At 71.1% G+C, this 18,221-nt stretch carries 15 protein-coding genes; 5 read left to right on the plus strand and 10 right to left on the minus strand.

Annotation, left to right across the window (positions count from 1 at the left end; translation table 11 throughout):
* The first annotated feature begins 254 nt into the window (after positions 1-254).
* The gene (locus tag AB0M29_RS23365) at positions 255-1,739 is read left to right on the plus strand and encodes a rhamnulokinase family protein (RefSeq protein ID WP_365385529.1); all 1,485 of its coding nucleotides are present in this window, start codon (positions 255-257) and stop codon (positions 1,737-1,739) included.
* A gap of 182 nt (positions 1,740-1,921) precedes the next feature.
* Positions 1,922-2,908 (plus strand): LacI family DNA-binding transcriptional regulator, encoded by a 987-nt coding sequence (locus AB0M29_RS23370; protein WP_365385531.1) that lies wholly within the window; start codon positions 1,922-1,924, stop codon positions 2,906-2,908.
* Between the two features lie 68 nt (positions 2,909-2,976).
* Here AB0M29_RS23370 and AB0M29_RS23375 read toward each other — a convergent pair whose 3' ends face one another.
* Both AB0M29_RS23375 and AB0M29_RS23380 read right to left on the minus strand, forming a co-directional pair.
* Complete coding sequence (locus AB0M29_RS23375) at positions 2,977-4,659, minus strand: beta-propeller fold lactonase family protein (RefSeq protein WP_365385533.1); 1,683 nt, start codon at positions 4,657-4,659, stop codon at positions 2,977-2,979.
* 374 nt (positions 4,660-5,033) lie between these two features.
* Positions 5,034-5,900, minus strand: a complete 867-nt coding sequence (locus tag AB0M29_RS23380; protein WP_365385535.1) for a hypothetical protein — start codon at positions 5,898-5,900, stop codon at positions 5,034-5,036.
* Positions 5,901-6,003: 103 nt separating this feature from the next.
* Between AB0M29_RS23380 and AB0M29_RS23385 the strand changes: the two genes are divergently transcribed.
* Positions 6,004-6,327 carry an L-rhamnose mutarotase gene (locus AB0M29_RS23385; RefSeq protein WP_365385536.1) on the plus strand — a complete coding sequence of 108 codons (324 nt, stop codon included), beginning with the start codon at positions 6,004-6,006 and terminating at the stop codon, positions 6,325-6,327.
* Between the two features lie 51 nt (positions 6,328-6,378).
* On the opposite strand, the gene AB0M29_RS23390 is transcribed toward AB0M29_RS23385, so the two are convergent.
* The 6 genes from AB0M29_RS23390 to AB0M29_RS23415 form a co-directional block, all read right to left on the minus strand.
* Positions 6,379-7,254 carry a carbohydrate ABC transporter permease gene (locus AB0M29_RS23390; protein WP_365385539.1) on the minus strand — a complete coding sequence of 292 codons (876 nt, stop codon included), beginning with the start codon at positions 7,252-7,254 and terminating at the stop codon, positions 6,379-6,381.
* Positions 7,254-8,249 (minus strand): sugar ABC transporter permease, encoded by a 996-nt coding sequence (locus AB0M29_RS23395; protein ID WP_365385541.1) that lies wholly within the window; start codon positions 8,247-8,249, stop codon positions 7,254-7,256. The genes AB0M29_RS23390 and AB0M29_RS23395 overlap by 1 nt, the downstream gene beginning before the upstream one ends.
* 33 nt (positions 8,250-8,282) lie before the next feature.
* On the minus strand, positions 8,283-9,611 hold the full coding sequence (locus tag AB0M29_RS23400) for a sugar ABC transporter substrate-binding protein (RefSeq protein WP_365385543.1): 1,329 nt from the start codon (positions 9,609-9,611) through the stop codon (positions 8,283-8,285).
* Positions 9,612-9,831: 220 nt separating this feature from the next.
* On the minus strand, positions 9,832-10,755 hold the full coding sequence (locus AB0M29_RS23405; RefSeq protein WP_365385545.1) for a carbohydrate ABC transporter permease: 924 nt from the start codon (positions 10,753-10,755) through the stop codon (positions 9,832-9,834).
* Complete coding sequence (locus AB0M29_RS23410) at positions 10,752-11,762, minus strand: sugar ABC transporter permease (RefSeq protein ID WP_365385548.1); 1,011 nt, start codon at positions 11,760-11,762, stop codon at positions 10,752-10,754. The genes AB0M29_RS23405 and AB0M29_RS23410 overlap by 4 nt, the downstream gene beginning before the upstream one ends.
* Positions 11,762-13,075, minus strand: a complete 1,314-nt coding sequence (locus tag AB0M29_RS23415) for an extracellular solute-binding protein (protein ID WP_365385661.1) — start codon at positions 13,073-13,075, stop codon at positions 11,762-11,764. Before AB0M29_RS23415 ends, AB0M29_RS23410 begins: the two co-directional genes overlap by 1 nt.
* 859 nt (positions 13,076-13,934) lie before the next feature.
* Between AB0M29_RS23415 and AB0M29_RS23420 the strand changes: the two genes are divergently transcribed.
* Positions 13,935-14,633 (plus strand): glycoside hydrolase family 75 protein, encoded by a 699-nt coding sequence (locus AB0M29_RS23420; protein ID WP_365385551.1) that lies wholly within the window; start codon positions 13,935-13,937, stop codon positions 14,631-14,633.
* Between the two features lie 279 nt (positions 14,634-14,912).
* The gene (locus tag AB0M29_RS23425; protein WP_365385554.1) at positions 14,913-15,461 is read left to right on the plus strand and encodes a hypothetical protein; all 549 of its coding nucleotides are present in this window, start codon (positions 14,913-14,915) and stop codon (positions 15,459-15,461) included.
* A gap of 95 nt (positions 15,462-15,556) precedes the next feature.
* On the opposite strand, the gene AB0M29_RS23430 is transcribed toward AB0M29_RS23425, so the two are convergent.
* Positions 15,557-16,804: a hydrolase gene (locus tag AB0M29_RS23430; protein WP_365385556.1), complete on the minus strand. Its 1,248-nt coding sequence runs from the start codon at positions 16,802-16,804 to the stop codon at positions 15,557-15,559.
* Between the two features lie 168 nt (positions 16,805-16,972).
* Positions 16,973-18,217 (minus strand): FAD-dependent oxidoreductase, encoded by a 1,245-nt coding sequence (locus AB0M29_RS23435; protein ID WP_365385557.1) that lies wholly within the window; start codon positions 18,215-18,217, stop codon positions 16,973-16,975.
* Between the last annotated feature and the right edge of the window lie 4 nt (positions 18,218-18,221).

Below are 18,221 nucleotides of genomic sequence, written 5' to 3' on the forward strand. Positions count from 1 at the left end.
GCGCGCTGCGCTTGCGGAAGAGGTCGAGCCCCGAAGGGGCGCGGGGAACTGCGCGACCAGCCGTCGCGCTCCTGCAGGTCACCACCGGCCCCAATGGGGCAGACGCGTTGTTTCCCGACCACCGGTCGGTGGGGGCTGAGCGCGCAGTTCCCCGCGCCCCTAACGGGGCACGTCCGGTGCCTGGATCACCGCAAGCGCAGCCCGCGTCCCCGCGCCCCTAACGGGGCACGTCCGGTGCCTGGAGAAGGAGACGTATGAACGGCAACTCGCCGAAGCCGCACAGTGCGGCGTTTGCCGCTGTCGATCTCGGGGCGACGAGTGGGCGCGTGATCGTGGGGCGGGTGGGTCGGGGGGAGATGGAGCTCAGGGAGGTGAACCGGTTCGGGAACGGGCCGGTGCGGCTGCCGAGCGGGCTGCACTGGGACCTGCCCGCGCTCGTCCGGGGCGTCATGGAGGGCTTGCGGGCGGCGGGGCGGGCGGGCGGGGTGGCCTCGGTGGGAATCGACAGCTGGGCGGTGGACTACGGCCTGCTCGACGCCGACGGCGCGCTGCTGGGGCTGCCGTACCACTACCGGGACGCGCGGACGGCGGGCGTCGCCGAGCGGGTGCGGGACGAGATCGGCGCCCGGGAGCTGTATGCGCTCAACGGCCTGCAGCATCTGCCGTTCAACACCGTCTTCCAGCTCGCCGCCGCCCGCGGCAGCGCCCAACTGGCCGCCGCCCGCACGCTGTTGCTCATGCCCGACCTGCTCGGACACCGGCTGACCGGCGAGATCGGGGCCGAGGTCACCAACGCCTCCACCACCGGGCTGCTCGACGCGCGGACCGGCGCCTGGTCGCGGGAGCTGGCCGGGCGGATCGGCCTCGATCCCGGGCTGCTGCCGCCGCTGCGGGAGCCGGGCTCCCGGGTGGGCACGCTGCTGCCGCGGATCGCCGCCGCCACCGGCCTCGCGCCCGGCACGCCGGTCACCGCCGTCGCCTCGCACGACACCGCGTCCGCGGTGGCCGCCGTGCCCGCGACCGCGCCGGGCGCCGCGTACATCTCGTGCGGCACCTGGTCGCTCGCCGGTCTGGAACTGGACGCGCCCGTGCTCGGCGAGGCGTCGCGCGCCGCGAACTTCACCAACGAGCGCGGTGTCGACGGCACCGTCCGCTACCTGCGCAACATCATGGGCATGTGGCTGCTGGAGGAGTGCCGCCGAGCCTGGGCCGCGCAGGGGCAGCCGACGGAGCTGGCGGCGCTGCTGGACGAAGCGGCGGACGCCGAGCCGTTCGCCGCGCTGGTGGACGCGGAGGCGCCGGAGTTCCTGGCGCCCGCCGACATGCCCGCCGCGATCCGCGCCTTCTGCGTCCGTACCGGGCAGCGGCCGCCCGCCGACCGGGGCGCGGTGGTGCGCTGCGTGCTGGAGAGCCTCGCGCTGGCCCACCGCCGGGTGCTGCGCCGGGCCGCCGAGCTGGCCGACCGCGACGTCACGCACATCCACCTCGTCGGCGGCGGCAGCCGCAACGCGCTGCTGTGCCGCTTCACCGCGGAGGCCACCGGGCTGCCGGTGATCGCGGGCCCGGCCGAGGCGACGGCCCTGGGCAACATCCTGGTCCAGGCCCGCGCGCACGGCCTCGTCGGCGATCTGCCCGCCATGCGGCGGCTGGTGGCCGCTACCCAGCGGCTGCGCCGCTACGAGCCGGGCGGCGGCACCGCCCGCTGGGCCGCGGCGGCGGACCGTCTCCCGCGGGACTGAGCCGCCCGCCGCGGCGTAGGTGCCTACACTGCTGTGACCAGCGGCCGGACCTGCGGCCGAGCGGGGTGACAGTGAGGTGCGAGAGGCGCGTGAACGGCATCGGCGACAGTGCGCGGGACGGCGTCGGCGGCACGGCGGGCGGCGGGTCAGGCACGGGGACACGGCGCCGGCGCGGCGCGTCCATGGCGGATGTCGCACAGCTGGCCGGCGTCTCGTCGCAGACCGTCTCCCGGGTCTCCAACGGCTTCCCCGGGGTCGTCGACGCGACCCGGCAGCAGGTGCTGGCCGCCATGAAGGAGCTGGGCTACCGGCCCAACAGCGCGGCGCGCGCCCTCAAGAGCGGGGAGTTCCGCACCCTCGGCGTCGTACTGTTCAACCTCTCCACGACGGGCAACATGCGCACGCTGGAGGCCGTCGCCTCGTCGGCGGCGCACGAGGGGTACGCGACGACCCTGCTCCCGGTGGCCGTCCCCACCCAGGACGGCGTGCGCGGCGCCTTCACCCGGCTGGGAGAGCTGGCCGTGGACGGCATCATCGTGATCATGGAGGTGCACCTGCTGGACGCGGCGACGGTCTCGCTGCCGCCGCACGCCCAGGTGGTCGTGGTGGACTCCAACGCCGGTGACCGCTACTGCGTGGTCGACACCGACCAGAGCGGCGGCTCGCGAGCGGCCGTACAGCACCTGCTGGACCTCGGGCACCGGACGGTGTGGCACGTGGCGGGGCCCGAGGAGTCGTTCGCCGCCGAGCGGCGGGTGGACTCCTGGCGGTCGACGCTGGAGGCGGCGGGGTGCGAGGTGCCGGAACTGCTGCGCGGCGACTGGTCGGCGGAGTCCGGCTACCGCGCGGGACGGCGCCTCGCCGCCGACCCGGGGTGCACGGCGGTCTTCGTCGCCAACGACCAGATGGCGATCGGCGTGCTGCGCGCGCTGCACGAGCGCGGCAGGTCCGTTCCGGGCGATGTCAGCGTGGTGGGCTTCGACGACCTGGCCGAGTCGGCCTCGCTGGTGCCGCCGCTGACGACCGTACGGCAGGACTTCGCCGAGGTCGGCCGCCGGTGCGTGGACAGTGTGCTGCGGCAGATCCGCAGCGACGAGCCGGAGCGCGGCACCACCCTGGTCCCCACCCGGCTGGTGGTGCGGGAGAGCACGGCGCCGCCGCCGCAGTAGGGCGCGGGACGGGCGGCCGCGGTCGTGACCGCACGCGGTGGTGCGGTCACGTCCACGGCCGGCGCCGCTCAGTCGCAGCTGATCAGCAGCGAGGTGAGCACCGTGCAGGTACGGGTGGCACGGTCGTTGGCGGAGTTGAGGTCGACCGGCGCACTGGCGGTACGGGTCGCGGTGACGGTGTAGGGCAGGTTGAGGCTGAGCAGGCCGACGGGGACGCTGAAGTGGCGTGCCGCGTGGGCACCGTCGGCCAGCGGGCCGACGGTGCAGGTCACGCTGTTCGCGCCGACCGCGCAGTCACTGGAGGTGGCGCGCAGCGGGGAGGACAGCGGGATGGTGACGGTGGCCGAGGTCAGGGCGGAGGGGCCGTGGTCGGTGACGGTCACGGTGTAGTCGATACGGCCGCCGAGCAGTCCGGAGGCGGGGGTGGCCTTCAACGTCACGCCCGCGTCGGCGGCGGCGTAGCTGAAGCGGTCGGCGGCGCCGGTCGCGCTGGTGCCGCCGGCGGTGGTGACCTGGACGTCCACGGTGCCGACCGTGCCCGCCGGGGAGTGCGCGGTGCACGAGGTGTCCGAGCAGTCGACGCCGGTGGCGCTGTTCCCGGCGCCGAAGGTGACGTCGGTGGCCCCTGACAGGTGGCTGCCGGAGATGGTGACGGTGGTGCCGCCCGCGGGCGGACCCGTCGCGGGGCTGACCGCGGTCACCACGGGTACGGGCACCGGCGGCACCGGTGCGACGGAAACGGCCACGCCCGAGGGGCTGTTGCCGACGGGCATGGTCGCGCTCACCGTGGAGGTGGCGGTGTCGACCACCGACACGGTCCCGGAGTGCAGGTTGGTGACGTACAGCCGGCCGCCGTCGGGTGTGACGGCCAGCCCCTGCGGGCCGCTGCCCACCGCGATGCCGTCCGAGACGGTGCCGGAGGAGGTGTTCAGCACCGACACCGCGTTGGCGGTGGAGTCGGCGAGGTAGACATGGGCGCCGTCCGGGCTGACGGCCAGCGCGTAGGGGGATGTCGTCGTGGGGATGGTGGCGGTGACGGTGTCGCTCGCGGTGGCGATCACCGAGACACTGCTGTCGACCAGGTTGGCGACGTAGGCGTGCGCGCCGTCCGGGCTGACGGCCACGGCGATCGGGAACGCGCCCGCGGTGAGCGTCGCCGAGACGGTGTCGGTGGCGGTGTCGATCACCGAGACGCTGCCGCCCGCGCCGCTGTTGGTGACGTAGGCCCGCGTGCCGTCGGGAGTGACGGCCACCGCGTCGGGACCCGGTCCCACGGCGATGGTGGAGACGACCGCGTCGGTCGCGGTGTCGATCACGGACACCGAGTTGGAGCCCAGGTTCACCACGTAGAGGCGGGAGTTGTCGGGGCTGACGGCGACGGCGGTCGGGCTGGCTCCGACGTGCGTGGTGGCCGCGACGGTGTTGCCGTCGGTGTCGATCACCGAGACGTTGTTGGAGCCGATGTTCGGGACGTACACGCGGGTGCCGTCGGCGGAGGCCGCGGCGCCCTGCGGGCCGAAGCCGACGGGGACGGTGGCGGTGACGCTCCCGGTGGCGACGTCGACCACGGAGACCGTGTTGTCGCCCGCGTTGGCCACGTAGGCGGAGGTGGTGCCCGGCGCGTTGGCGTGCGCCGCGGGAGCGGTGGCCGCGGCCAGGCCCGTGAGGCCCAGTGCGGCGGTGGTGGCCAGCGCCGTGAGGCGCCGGCGCGGTCTGGGACGTGGCGTTCCGACATGATGGTGCGTGGTCATGGGCACTCCCCCTCGTTCCGACCCGCGGCGGCGGGGCGCCGGAGGGGCCCCTGGAACCAGCGCGGCGCGGCACTTCATGACGGGCGGGACACCGCTTAAGAGCCCGCCCGCAGGGCGTACGGGCCCGCGGGCCCACTCGTCCCCCCGGACGCGTACCGGGCCTGGCGCGGCGCGACACGCGCGTTCACCAAGGGGGTTCGCCCGCACACACTACGTCGTGAGGACGTCTCGCGTGGCCCCAATGCGCGCATCCCATGAGACCGGTTTCCCCGCTGTCGCCGCCCCTCCGGAACGGGGCGCTCCGGCGGCGCGGGCGGCTCGATCAGACGCTCGAATCCGCTGGTCGCATCCCGTGGGCCCCTCCGCGGTCCGCGTCAGGCGCTGGGTTCCGCGGCCTCGATCGGTGGCATGCCCATGGGGTTGGGGAACGGCAGACCGCCGCCGTCGACGATGCGGCGGGCGAGCGGGCGCAGCAGGTCCGCCAGCCGCCGGGTGCCGTCGTCGCCGAGCGCGGCGAGGCCGGGGCGGGCCAGCCGCTCGGTGGTGGCCTCGACGGCGTCCCGTGCGGCGCGGCCCTCGGCGGTCGGCGTGCCGTCCGCGGCGAGCCAGCCGCGGGTACGCAGCCGGTCGGTCGCCGCGGCCCACTCGTCGGTGGTCCAGCCGCGGTACTCCCGCTGTTCGTCGGTCGCCATGCCGAGCTGGACGGTGAGCACATTGGCCTCGCAGCCGTCGATCCCGGCGGTCAGGAGGGCGGCGGCATGGCCGTCCCCGCGGAACTCGCGCAGGGCGGTGGCCGCCCACCACAGCGCCGCCGGCGGCTCGTCGGGCGTCGGCACCGCCGCCTGCGCGGCGAACAGCGCGCGTCCCGCGACCGGGGCGCCGTCCACGGCCCGCCGTGCCAGCGCCGCGGCCTCGGCCACCGCGGCGTCGTCCGCCAGGTCGCCGAGCAGCCGCCGCAGCGCCTGCCGCGCCACACCCAGCCGTGCGTCGAGCACCTCACCGGGCGTCGCGAGGCTCCAGCAGTCCGGCACCGCGCGGTGCACCCGTGCCGCGGCGAAGTTGTAGAAGGCGGCGGTGACCACCGGAGCCGGGACCACCCCCAACGCCGCGGACCGCGAGGCGAAGTACCCCATCCAGTAGCCCTTGAGCCCGTCACCGACGCCGCTGTACGCCGCGTGCGCCTCGGGTGCGAAGTAGACCGGCGCGTGCACGCACTCCAGGAACCGCCACACCTCATCCATACCGCGAAAGGCTACGAGACGGCGGCCCGCCGGGAGGCATGATCTAGAGTGTCGCCGACCCGGCGCAATGCCGCGTCCGCCCGGCGGAGGGAAGTGGTGAACGGTGCAGCGTTTCGCGTCGGTTATCCGGCTGCGGCCCGAGAAGGAGGCCGAGTACCGCGCGTTGCACGCGGAAGTGTGGCCCGGTGTGCTGGCGGCGCTGAAGAAGGCGCACATCGGCAACTACTCGATCTTCCTGCGTGACGGCCTGCTGTTCAGCTACCTGGAGTACTCCGGGGACGACTACGCGGCCGACACCGCGGGCATCGCGGAGGACCCGGTCACCCGCGAGTGGTGGACGGTGACCGACCCGTGCCAGCAGCCGGTGGAGAGCGCCGCGGAGGGTGAGTGGTGGGCTCCGGCCGAGGAGGTCTTCCACCTCGACTGAGCCGGAGCCGGGGCCCACGGCCACCCTCGCCCTGCCGCGGCGCGCCCCGCGTCACCCCTTCAACGAGCCGTTGAGCATGCCGCGTTCGAAGAGCCGCTGCAGCAGCAGGTAGACCAGCACGCTGGGCACCATCAGCATCAGCGACGCGGCCATCCGTACGCCCTCGGACTGTTCCTGACTGGTCGACAGGCCGGTGACCACGAGCGTCATGGTGTACATGTGCGGGCTCTGCGCGACCAGCAGCGGCAGCAGGTACTGGTCCCAGATCATCAGGAAGCCGAAGACCGCGCAGGTGCCGAGCGCCGGGCGGCACAGCGGCAGGATGATCTGGAAGAAGATCCGCAGGTCCTTGGCGCCGTCGACGCGTGCGGCCTCCTCCAGTTCGAGCGGGATGGTCTTCATGAAGCCGGTGAGTACGTAGATCGGCAGCGCCCAGCCGACGACGGGCAGGATCAGCCCGGAGTACGAGTCCAGCAGGTCGCCGCCGCCGAGCGGGTCGGGGACCTTGCCGAGCACCAGGTACAGCGGGATGGCGATGACCTCCTCCGGCATCATCATCGTGGCGAGCACGGCGAGCATGACCAGTGCCCGGCCGCGGAACTTCTTGCGGGCCAGCGCGTAGGCGGCGAAGGCGCTGACGGTGACCTGGAGGAACAGCCCGACCCCGGTGACGATCACGGAGTTCAGCAGGCCGCGGCCGACGCCGTACCGGAAGGCGGCCCTGAGGTTGCCCAGGGTGAACTGGTGCGGCACGACCGATACTTGGCCGAGCTTGAGCGGGACCCCGCTGAAGACGGTGGCGACCATCGTCCACAGCGGCATCGCGAACACGAACAGGACCAGGGCGTACAGCAGGACGCGTACGCCGATCCGCAGGGCGCCGCTGCGGGGCATCCGCAGCCCCAGTGCGCTGGTGGGTACGCTCATCACGCCTCCCTCCGCCCGCGCCACCACAGGGTGAGGCAGGTCAGCAGGACGGTCACCAGGAACAGCAGGGTGGAGACGGCGGAGGCCATGCCCAACTGGTTGTTCTGGATGCCTTGTTTGTAGGTGTAGGTGACGATGGTCTCGGTGGAGCCCGCGGGGCCGCCGCCGGTGAGGACGTAGATCTCGGTGAAGACCCGCAGGCCGCGGATGATGCCCAGGGTCAGCACGATGGTGGTCACCGGGCGCAGCGAGGGCAGGGTGACGTGCCGCAGCCGGTGCCAGGCGCCGGCGCCGTCGATGGCGGCGGCCTCGTACAACTGCCGGTCGATCCCGGCCAGACCCGCCACGAAGATCACCATGTCGTAGGGGGCGCTCTTCCAGACCTGGATGAGCATCACCGACGCCAGCGAGGAGTGGGGGTCGGACAGGAACGGCTGCGGGCCGATCCCGAGGTGGCCCAGCAGCGAGTTGAGGCTGCCGTAACTGCCCGGGAAGAGCAGGGTGTTCCACAGTTCGGCGACCGCGACCATGGCGGTGACCACCGGCAGGAACGCCACGGTCCGCAGGATCCGCAGGTGCCGGGCCGGGCCTTCGAGCAGCAGCGCGAGACCGAAGCCGAGCAGCGCGGAGGCCGCCACGGTGACGAGGGCGTCGATGACGGTGTGCTCGACGGCGGAGCGCAGCAGCGGATCGTGCAGCGCGGTGGTGAAGTTGTCCCAGCCGACCCACTTGTTGCCGAGGTAGGGGCGTACCTGGAAGAAGCTGAGGTACATCCCCCACACCGTCGGCCAGAACTTGAAGACGCCGAAGAGGGCCAGGACGGGTGCGAGGAAGAGCCACGGGGTGGCGGTCCTGCCGATCGCCGACCGCCGCCAGGCGCTGCCGCGCGGCGCCCGTCCGGTGCCGCCCGCGGTGCCCGCCGCCTTCCGCGGGCCCGCGCCGTGCCGGGCCTGCCCCGGGCGGGACTCGGGGGTTGTTCTGGTCAGTGCTGCCATGTCGTCGTCTCCGCGCCCGTCCCCTCCCCCGCCCTACTTCTTCAGCAGCGAGCTGAACTGGCCGTTCAGCGACGACAGCGCCTGCTGGGAGTCGCCGCAGCCGGACAGCAGCTTGTTGAGCGTCTCGGCCGCGTCGTTGCGGTACGTCTGCCAGTCCGGCGCGCTGACCGGTTCGTACCTGCCGCTGTCGTTGTAGACCTGCTGGGCGAGCTGCCAGCGCGGGTCGCCGCCGTGCGCCTTCGCCGGGTCCACGGTGGTGTTGATCGGCAGCCGGACGATGGTGGCGGTCGGGACGCCGGTCATCCCGGTCGTCTGGGCCTGCGGGGAGACCATGTACGAGGCGAACTTGGTGAAGTCGTCGGACCGCTGGGAGCCCGCCATGGCGTAGATCGTGGTGCCCTCGGCGAGGCTGCCGGAGCCCTTGGGCCCGGCGGGCGGCGCGATGGCGGTGTACTTGCCCTTGACCGCGGTGGCGTCGGTGGTGGCGTAGGCGTACGGCCCGGTGAGGTACATACCGGCGACGCCGGTCTGGAACGCCTTGTTGGTGTCGGTGGTGACGTTGTTGAGCGCGCCGGGCTGGACGACCTTGTCGGTGCAGTACAGCTTCTTGAGGAAGTCGGCGGCGGTGACGGCCTCGGGCGAGCCGATGGCGGAGGTGAAGCCGCCGGAGCCGGACGGCTGGAGGAAGCTGCCGCCCGCCTGGTAGAGGAAGTTCGACCAGTACCAGGACAGATAGCCGCGCTGGGTGGAGCCGGGGACGTCCAAGCCGTAGGTGTCGTTCTTGCCGTTGCCGTCCGGGTCCTGGGTGGTGAACGCCTTGGCGACCTTCTCCAGGTCGTCCCAGGTCTTCGGCGGCTGCATGCCGACCTTCTTCAGCCAGTCGGTGCGCACCAGCAGGACGTTGGCCTGGGCGGAGTACGGCACGCCGTAGGTCTTGCCCTCGTTGTCGGTGACGGACTTCCAGGCGGCCGCGCTCACCTGGGCGTTGCCGCCGACCTTGGACTTGTCGACCTCGGTGATGATGCCCTGGTTCTTGAACGTGCCGAGCTGCGCCCCGTCGTCGATCACCACGTCGGGCAGCTTGTGGGCAGCGGCGGCGGCGTTGAGCTTGGTCTCGAAGTCGGTGTTGGTCATGAAGAGTTCGACCTTGATCCCGGTCTGCTTCGTGAAGCCGTCGAAGACCTTGCCGTAGGCCTTCCCCGAGTCGCCCGCGCCGCGGACCCACACCTTGAGCGGCCCCGTCGCCGAGCCGCCTCCCGAATCACCTCCGCCGCACGCGGTCAGCCCGGTGGACGCGGCGGCGAGCGTGACCGCCAGTGCGGTCAGGGGAAGCATGCGTCGGTGGCTTCTGGGCTTGCTCATCGCCACACTCTCCGTTCACAAGTAGGAACAGCGTCTACATCCTGGAAAACGCGACGCTAGAACTCCCCTTGCTCCGGGGTCAAGTGGTTGAACGGATCTTCCGCCGCCACGGCATGACAAAGCCGCGGTCGGCACCCTGGTGTCAGGAGACCGGACCGCGGCTTCGGTTCAGGAGTATGAATGTGTGGAGCGATGTACCCGGCGTTGCGAAGGTACGGGTTCAGCCCTTGCTGCTGCCGAGCGAGAGACCGGCGATGAACTGCTTCTGGAGCAGGATGTAGACGACCAGCGTGGGGATCGCGGCGATCATCGCGGCGGCCGCGATGAGGTTCTGGTTGCTCACGAACTGGCCCTGGAGATTGGCCAGCGCGGAGGTGACCGGCCGCTTGTCGCCGCTGGACATCAGGGTGATGGCCCAGAAGAAGTCGTTGTAGATCCAGGTGGTCAGCAGCGTCGCCAGCGCCGCGAGCGCCGGACGGCACAGCGGGATGGTGAGCTTCCAGAACCGGGTCCACAGCGTCGCGCCGTCCACCAGCGCGGCCTCGTACATCTCGCCCGGGATCGACTTCATGTAGTTGCTCAGCACGAAGACGCAGAAGCCGAGCTGGAAGGCCACGTTGATGGTGACGAGACCGAAGATCGAGTTGTACATCAGGCCGCTGCTGCTCAGGAAGTGCGGCAGCGTGATCTTGAGGTAGATCCGGTACAGCGGGGTGATGATGACCTGCTGCGGGAGCAGGTTGCCCGCGGTGAACAGGATCAGCAGCGCGATGTTGAGCCTGCTGTTGACCCGGGTCAGCACGAAGGCCACACCGGAGGCCAGCGCGAGGACGATGATCACCGCGGGCACCGTGATCATCACGGAGTTCCAGAAGAAGTGCAGCATGTCCGACTGCGTCCACGCCTCGCTGAAGTTCTTCAGCGTGAAGCTGTGCGGCATCGAGACATAGCCGTACTTGCGGGTCTCGGAGTACGGGCGCAGGGCCACGTACAGCGCGAACGCGATCGGCAGCAGCCACAGCACCGAGGCGCTGATCAGGAAGACCTGCGAGGCGATCTGGCCCCAGGGCTTCGGTTTGCGCGGGCCACCGGCGGCGGGCTGCTCGGGACGCGACGTTCGCCGGGTCAGGGTGTCGGTGGTCATCGCGATTCCTCACGGCTGAACGTCTGGTACAGGAAGATGGAGATCGGCACCAGGGAGATCATCAGCAGGACGACGCCGAGCGCCGAGCCGAAGCCGACGCGCTGGGTCTCGCCGACGATGTTGGAGGTGACCAGTACCGAGAGCAGTTCGAGGCCGTTGATGCCCTTGTTGGTGATGTAGACCAGGTCGAAGGCGCGCAGCGACTCGATGACGGTCACCACCATGATGACGATGTTGATCGGCCGCATCACGGGGAAGACCACGCGCCAGAAGGTCTGCCAGGCGTTGGCGCCGTCCACCAGGGCCGCCTCGCGCAGGCTGGGGTCGACGGCCTTGAGGCCGGCCAGATAGAGCACCATGACGTATCCGGCTTGCCGCCAGGTGGCCTCGACCAGCACCGCCCACAGGTTCAGATGCGGATTGCCCAGCCAGTCGATGGCGTTGCTGTCGCCGTTGCGGTGGATGACGGTGTTGATCAGCCCGAAGTTCTGCGAGTACATGAACTCCCAGATGATGCCGACCAGGGCCAGCGAGAGCATGACGGGCAGGAACAGGATCGACTGGTACATCCGGCTGCCGCGGATGCCGCGGTCGATGACGACCGCGAAGAGCATGCCGAGCGGGGTGGCGATCACCACGAACACGGCCAGCCAGATCAGGTTGTGCCGTACCGCGGGCCAGAACTCGGGGTAGATCGTGGCGGCCTGGTGGTAGTTCTGCACGCCGTACACACAGCCGTTGTTGAGGATCGACGGCATGTTCGGGACGCAGGATTTGGTGTGCAGGCTGCCCACGCCGTTCCACTTGGTGAACGACAGCAGCACCGTGCCGATCGCCGGGAACCATACGAACGCCAGGTCCAGCAGCAGCGGGATGCCCAGCAGGACGGCGACAACTATGCGGTCGCGGCCGGTCAGTCTGCGCGCGCCCCGGCGGCGGCCGGCCTTGACCACGGGGGTCTTGGCCGGTGCCGCTGCCGGGGTGTGCGTCTGAGAGGTGGAACTCATCAGGAGTAGATCGCCTTCGCCTGGGATTCCGCGGACTTCTGCAGCGTCGCGATGTTGCCCGTGCTGGGGTCGTCGATGAACTTCTGGATGATGGAGATCATGGCGGTCGCCATCGCGGGGTCGGCGTCGCGGTCCATGAACTGCGCCACCGCCTTGCACTTGCCGATCTCCTCGACCGACTTCTTCTGGATCGCGTTGTACGTCGGCACCTGCAGGCCGTTGGCCAGGCCGACGTCCCACTGGTCGGTCTTGAGGTACTCGGCCTCGGCGGCGCCGCTGCCGATGTACTCCAGGATCGCCTTGGCGGCGTCGGGGTTCTTGGCCTTCTTCGACAGCATGAACCCGTCGGTGGGCGCGTCCATGTAGTCCTGGCCCCACTGCGGGTTGATCGCCGGGAAGGTGAAGAAGTCCAGGTCGTCCAGGTTCGCCTTGTCGGTGACGTACTGCGCGGCGACCTGGTTGGTGCCCTGGAACATCATTCCGGCCTGCTTGGTCTCCAGCGCCTTGGCCGCGTCCTGCCACAGCCGGCCGTTCGCGCCGGACTGCAGGTAGGGCATCATCTCGGCCCAGTGCTGGAAGACGGTGTGCACGCCCTGGTCGGTCCAGGGGATCTCGTGCTTCATCAGCTTGACGTGGTAGTCGTAGCCGTTGATGCGCAGGTTGAGGATGTCGAAGGTCCCCAGTGCCGGCCAGCCGTCCTTGTCCGCGAAGGCGATCGGGATGATCCCGTCGGCCTTCATCTTCTTGGCCAGCTTGATGTAGTCGTCCCACGTGGTGGGGACGGTGTAGCCCTTGGCCTTGAAGACCGACTTGTTGTAGAACACCACCCACGGGTAGTTGTAGATCGGCACCAGGTACTGGTGACCGTCGAGACCGGTGGAGAGCTGCTTGGCCGCGGGACCGAAGTTGCCGCCGATCTTCTCCCACACGTCGTCTATCGGCTCGGCCAGGCCCTGGGCGGCGAAGTACTGCATGCGGTACCCGGCGAACCAGGTGAACAGGTCGTCCGGGGTGCCCTGCAGATAGCTGGTGATGTTCTGCTGGAACGTGTTGTGGTCAACGGTGTTGACCTTGATCTGGGCCTTGGTCGATGCCGTCGCCGCCGACGTCAGTGCCGCGAACGCCGACTTCGCGGCCGGGTCGGAGTAGTTGGACCCGAAGGTCACCGTGCCCCCGACCTTGCCGCCTGACGAACTACTGGGCTTGCTCGACTTCTTGTCGTCGCTGCAGGCCGTCAGCAGACCGCCGGACACTACGGCGAGACCGGCTGCCCCGGCCGCGCCCCTGAGCAGATTCCTACGAGTCGGCGACATCCCGATCTCAGTGCTGCCCGACGAGTCGACATCCGACATGGTGCCTCCATGTGTGTGTGGTCGTTCCGCGGCGTAGACGGAACGCTGGTCCGTGGGTGTCTTCCGGAGGCTTGTTGGCCCAACCGATTCCAACAGAAGTCACCAAGATGAAACGCCCACTCAACCGCAGGGGTAGTTCTACGCCAGATAAGAGGGGTCGTCAACGTCCTATTACGGATGCGTTGCCGGACCGTGATCTGCGAGTGAAGGCGTCCTTTGGCTCGAAGATGTCCCCTTTGTCCTTGGGGAACGTCCGGACCACGGCAGGAGGGACGGCCGCCGACCAGCCACCGGATGGCGGAATCAGGAGAGAACACGTTGCCACAACATGCACCAGTGGACCACCACGCCTCACGGGCGGCGCGCGGCGGCAGCACCGATCACCAGCGACGGGACGGGCGCAGCCGGCGCCCGGAGCCGCCCCTGGCGTGCCGCCCAGGCGGCCACTGAGGGGCCGATTGCGCCGGTCCGAGCGGTCGCACGGCGTTCCTCACGCGCCCCGTGCGTCTCGCGCCGCACAGGGCGCCCGAGGGTCCGCGACACGGCCGCCGGGCGGCTGGATCGCGCCGGTGCCGCGAACCCCGCGCGACGGCCCGCCCTCGGCACCCCTGCGGAATCCAGGTCACCGAGCCTGTTGACTTGCTTAGTTTAATGTTCGTAAGTGTTGGTTCCCGTTGGATCCATGCCCCTTGATGGGGGATCGGGCTCCGGCGGCCGGGCCCGAGTGCCCCCTCCCGTCATAGGGGTTGACGCACGTAAACGATGACGGCATTTTTGACGCGAACCTGTAAGGAAACTTTCCTATCAGAGGGAGCCCCCCATGCGCCGTCGCCTGATCGTCGCGCTCCTCGCCACCGCGGCGTTACCCCTCGCTGCCGCCAACCCCGCCCTCGCCAGCGCCCACAGCGGCGCGAAACCGCACACCGCCCAGGAAGGCTCGGTGAGCGCCGCCGCGCTGCTGGCCAAGGTCACCGGCTGCTCGCAGATCTCCAACGGCAAGTACAAGACCGACGACGAGACGTCGGCGACCGTCCCCGTCTGCGGCAAGAACGGCGCGGTCTTCTGGAAGGCCGACATGGACATCGACTGCGACGGCCAGGTCACCACGCAGTGCAACAACAACACCGACCCGTGGTTCCAGGACGACACCGCTTTCCACCAGTCCAACGGCCAGCCGCTGAACTCCGCCAAGCTCCCGTACGTCGTGGTGCCGAGCACCAGCAGCATCTGGAAGTACACCTCGTACGGCATCAAGGGCGGCGGCATCGTCGCGGTCATCTACAACAACAAGGTGGAGTACGCGGTCGTCGGCGACACCGGCCCGACGAAGATCATCGGTGAGGCGTCGTACAGCACCGCCCAGGCGCTCGGTATCGACCCCGACCCCGAGTTCGGCGGCGCGGACTCCGGTGTCACCTACATCCTGTTCAAGAACTCGCAGGCCAGCCCGATCGAGAGCCACGCGGACGCGGTCTCGCGCGGCCAGGCGCTGGCCAACCAGTTCATCGCCGCCAACTGACGGCCGGCGGCGCGCCGCGCCCGTACCGTCCGCGCGGTACCGCCGGGCCGCCCCGCCACTCGACGCGGGGCGGCCCGCCCGCGTCCCCGGCGGCTGAGCCCGCGTCCCCGGCGGCTGGGCCGGTACGCGATTCCGGCCGGGCGAACCCATCGGCAGCGGCCCCGCGCGTCGCTACCATGCTGCTGCTCGTGCTCCTGCTCCTGCACCGCTCGCACAGTTCGCCCCAGGTCCATGCCCGTGGGGCCGCCGATGGCCCCATCCGCCACTTCGGAGGTAGACATGCGCAGCAGGCACCACCAGGAAAGGCACCGCTTACCCCGCTCCCGCGCCCTCGGCAGGCTCGCCGCACTGGCCCTGACCGGCGGCGCGGTGGCGCTGTCGACGGCGGGACCGGCCGCGGCGGGCGTCGTCGACCCGGCGCCGATCGCCCCGCACCAGCTGTTCGTCGGGCAGGTCAACGGCGTCACCGTCGGCGCCGTCATCAAGGTCGGCTGCTTCGGCCCGGTGACGCCGGGCGAGACCGGCCACCCGATGGCGGGCCAGACCGTCGACGTCATGCCCGACGTCGCCGTCCCCACACCGGCCGACGCCGGCTACACCGGAGAGCTCGCCGACCACATCAACGTCGGGTTCGGCAACGCGATCTCCGCCGGGCCGGTCGTGGCCCTGCGCTGGTACGCCGTCCGCGTGGCCATCCCCACCTCGCTCAACCTGCCCTGCTACGGCGACGGCAAGGTCTATTTCGTCCCCGCGCCCACCAGCCCCTCGGCCCGCAACGCGACGGTGCCGGTCTCGTATGTCAGTGAGGGCGCCACCCCCGCACCCTGACCGCCCCTTCCACACCCCGGCCCCCGGGCCCGCACCGCTTGTCGCGGCGGTGCGGGCCCGGGGGCCGCGGGGCGGGGGACCGCGGGCCGCCCGGCTCAGGCGAAGAAGGTCATCCGCGGATAGCGGGCCGAGGGGCCGTCGAGCAGTCCGTCGTCGTCCCGGCCGCGCAGCCAGCGGTCGAAGAAGGCGGCGAGGTAGGCGCGGTCGGCGGGGACCGCCTCCGCGGGCGGGATGTCGCCGATGTTGGCGACGACCGTCTCGCGGTCCAGGCCGAGCGGCCCCGCGAGCTGCGGGACGATCACCTCCAGGTCGGTGAAGGAGACGTGCTCCGCGCCGGTCAGCGTCAGCCCCCGGTACCAGCCGTGGCTGTGGCTCAGCAGCGCGTCCCAGGAGGGCACCGTGCCGCGGGTGTTCCCGTCCTTGCCCACGAGCAGGAAGGGGCGGTCCAGGCCGTCGACGGCTACCGACGACAGGTTGCCCGGGTCGGAGTCGTTCTGCACGTACGACACGACGCAGTCGAAGTTGGCGGCCGCGGCGATACGGGGGTCGTCGTGCATGGTCTGCAGCGCGGTGAAGCCGCCCGCCGACTGGCCGAACATACCGATCCGGCGCAGGTCCGCGGCGGCGCGCAGCCGGCCCGGCAGTGCCCTCGGCAGCGCGTCCAGGACGAAGCGGGTGTCGGCGACCCGGATGTCCTCCGTCTTGTGCAGCAGTTCGCCGATCTTCTTCTGGTCGTCCTGGACCTTGAGGAACTCGGCGAGCAGCACGCTCTTCTCGACCCGGTTGCCGGGGAACTCCACGGCGGACGCGTCGTAGGTGTGGTCGACGGTCACCACGACATACCCGCGGGAGGCGAGGTCGTCGCAGAGGGTGGTCCCCAGCGAACGCGGGTCGCCCGCCCCCGGCGAGTAGAGGACGACGGGGTACGGGCCGCCGTGCGCGGCGACGGGCGCGTACTCATGGGCGTGGGTGCGGGTCGCCGCCCAGTCGACCCGCTCCGCGGGCACCTTGTAGAGGCTGTTCAGCTCGACCCAGCCGGCGGCCTCGCCCGGCAGCATGTGCGGCGCGTACGGGTGTCCGCCGACGTCCCGGGCCGGGTAGCGGACGCTGACCATCAGCTCCCGGAACGGCTGGGTGGACACCCACGGATCGGGGCGTGAGCCGTCCACCAGGTGCAGCGGGACGGTCCCCACGGGATACGGCCCGCTGGGCTTCGGCAGCCCGAACCGTACGAGCCCGGCGCCGCCGCTCGCGCGAGGCGTTCCCGCGACCGCCCGGGACGGGACGGCGGCGAGGGCAGCGGCGGCGACGGACGACAGCACGACGGCGCGGCGTGTCGGCATGGGAGATCCTCCTGGACCGGGCGGGGCACGATGACCCCTCCAGGGTTCCGGGTACGGCCCACCGCTCCCATCCAGCAGGCCGGTTGATCGTCAGGGGGGTTATCCCGACCACCCTTTCGGGCCAGGGCGTGTCCGGCGGACGCGACCTGGCCCGGGGATCGCCCGGTGTCAGCCCCGCGCGTCGTCCAGCAGCGACTCCAGCGGTACGTCCGGGTCGGCGAGGGCGCCCGCGTCGATCCGGGCGCCGGAGCGGATCAGCGCCTGTACGGGGCCGGTGACGTCCCAGACGTTGACGTTCATGCCCGCCAGCACGCGGCCGTCGGCGAGCCAGAAGGCGATGAACTCGCGGGCGGCGACGTCGCCGCGGAAGACGACCCGGTCGTAGCCGCCGGAACCGAGGTGGCCGGTGTACTCCATGCCGAGGTCGTACTGGTCGGTGAAGAAGTACGGCAGCCGGTCGTAGCTCACGTCCTGGCCGAGCATCGCCTTCGCCGCGGCCTGCGGCTGGTTGAGGGCGTTGGCCCAGTGCTCGACCCTTACCCGGGTGCCCAGCAGCGGGTGCTCGGCGTTGGCGACGTCGCCCGCGGCGAAGACGTCGGGGGCGGAAGTGCGCAGGGCCGCGTCGGTGACGATGCCGTTGTCCACGGTGAGGCCGGCGGCTTCGGCGAGCGCCGTGTTGGGCGTGATGCCGACCCCGACCACCACGGTGTCCGCGGCGATACGGGTGCCGTCGGCGAAGCGTACGCCGGTGGCGCGGCCCGCGTCGCCGGTGATCTCCGCGACCTGGACACCGCAGCGCAGGTCCACGTCATGGGCGCGGTGCAGCTCGGCGAAGACCTGGGCGGCCTCGCGACCGAGCGGGCCGAGCAGCGGCAGTTCCGCCGACTCCAGTACGGTGACGGCCGCCCCGGCGGTCCTGGCCGCGGCGGCGGCCTCCAGGCCGATCCAGCCCGCGCCGACGACGACCACGGCGGCGCCCGGTCGCAGCGCCTCCTTGAGCCGGTCGCTGTCGCCGACGCGGCGCAGGTAGAGCACGCCCTCCTGGTCGGCGCCGGGCACGGTCAGCCGGCGCGGCGAGGACCCGGTCGCCAGCAGCAGCTTGGCGTAGTCGAGCCGGGTGCCGTCGTCGAGGGTGACCTGGTGCGCCGCCGGGTCGACGGCGGTCACCGTAGTGCCCAGGCGCAGCTCGACGGAGTGCTCCGCGTACCACTCCCGCGGGTGGACGTAGATCTTCTCGCGGGCGTCGTTGCCCATCAGGTAGCCCTTGGACAGCGGCGGACGCTCGTAGGGGTGCTCGCTCTCGTCGCCGATCAGCACGAGCGGGCCGTCGTAGCCCTCCTCCCGCAGGGTCTTCGCGGCCGAGGCCCCGGCCAGGCTCGCTCCGACGATCACAAATGCCGGGCTGCTGCTCATGAGT

The sequence above is a fragment of the Streptomyces sp. NPDC051976 genome, assembly GCF_040680795.1.
In the GTDB taxonomy this organism is placed as follows: Bacteria; Actinomycetota; Actinomycetes; order Streptomycetales; family Streptomycetaceae; genus Actinacidiphila.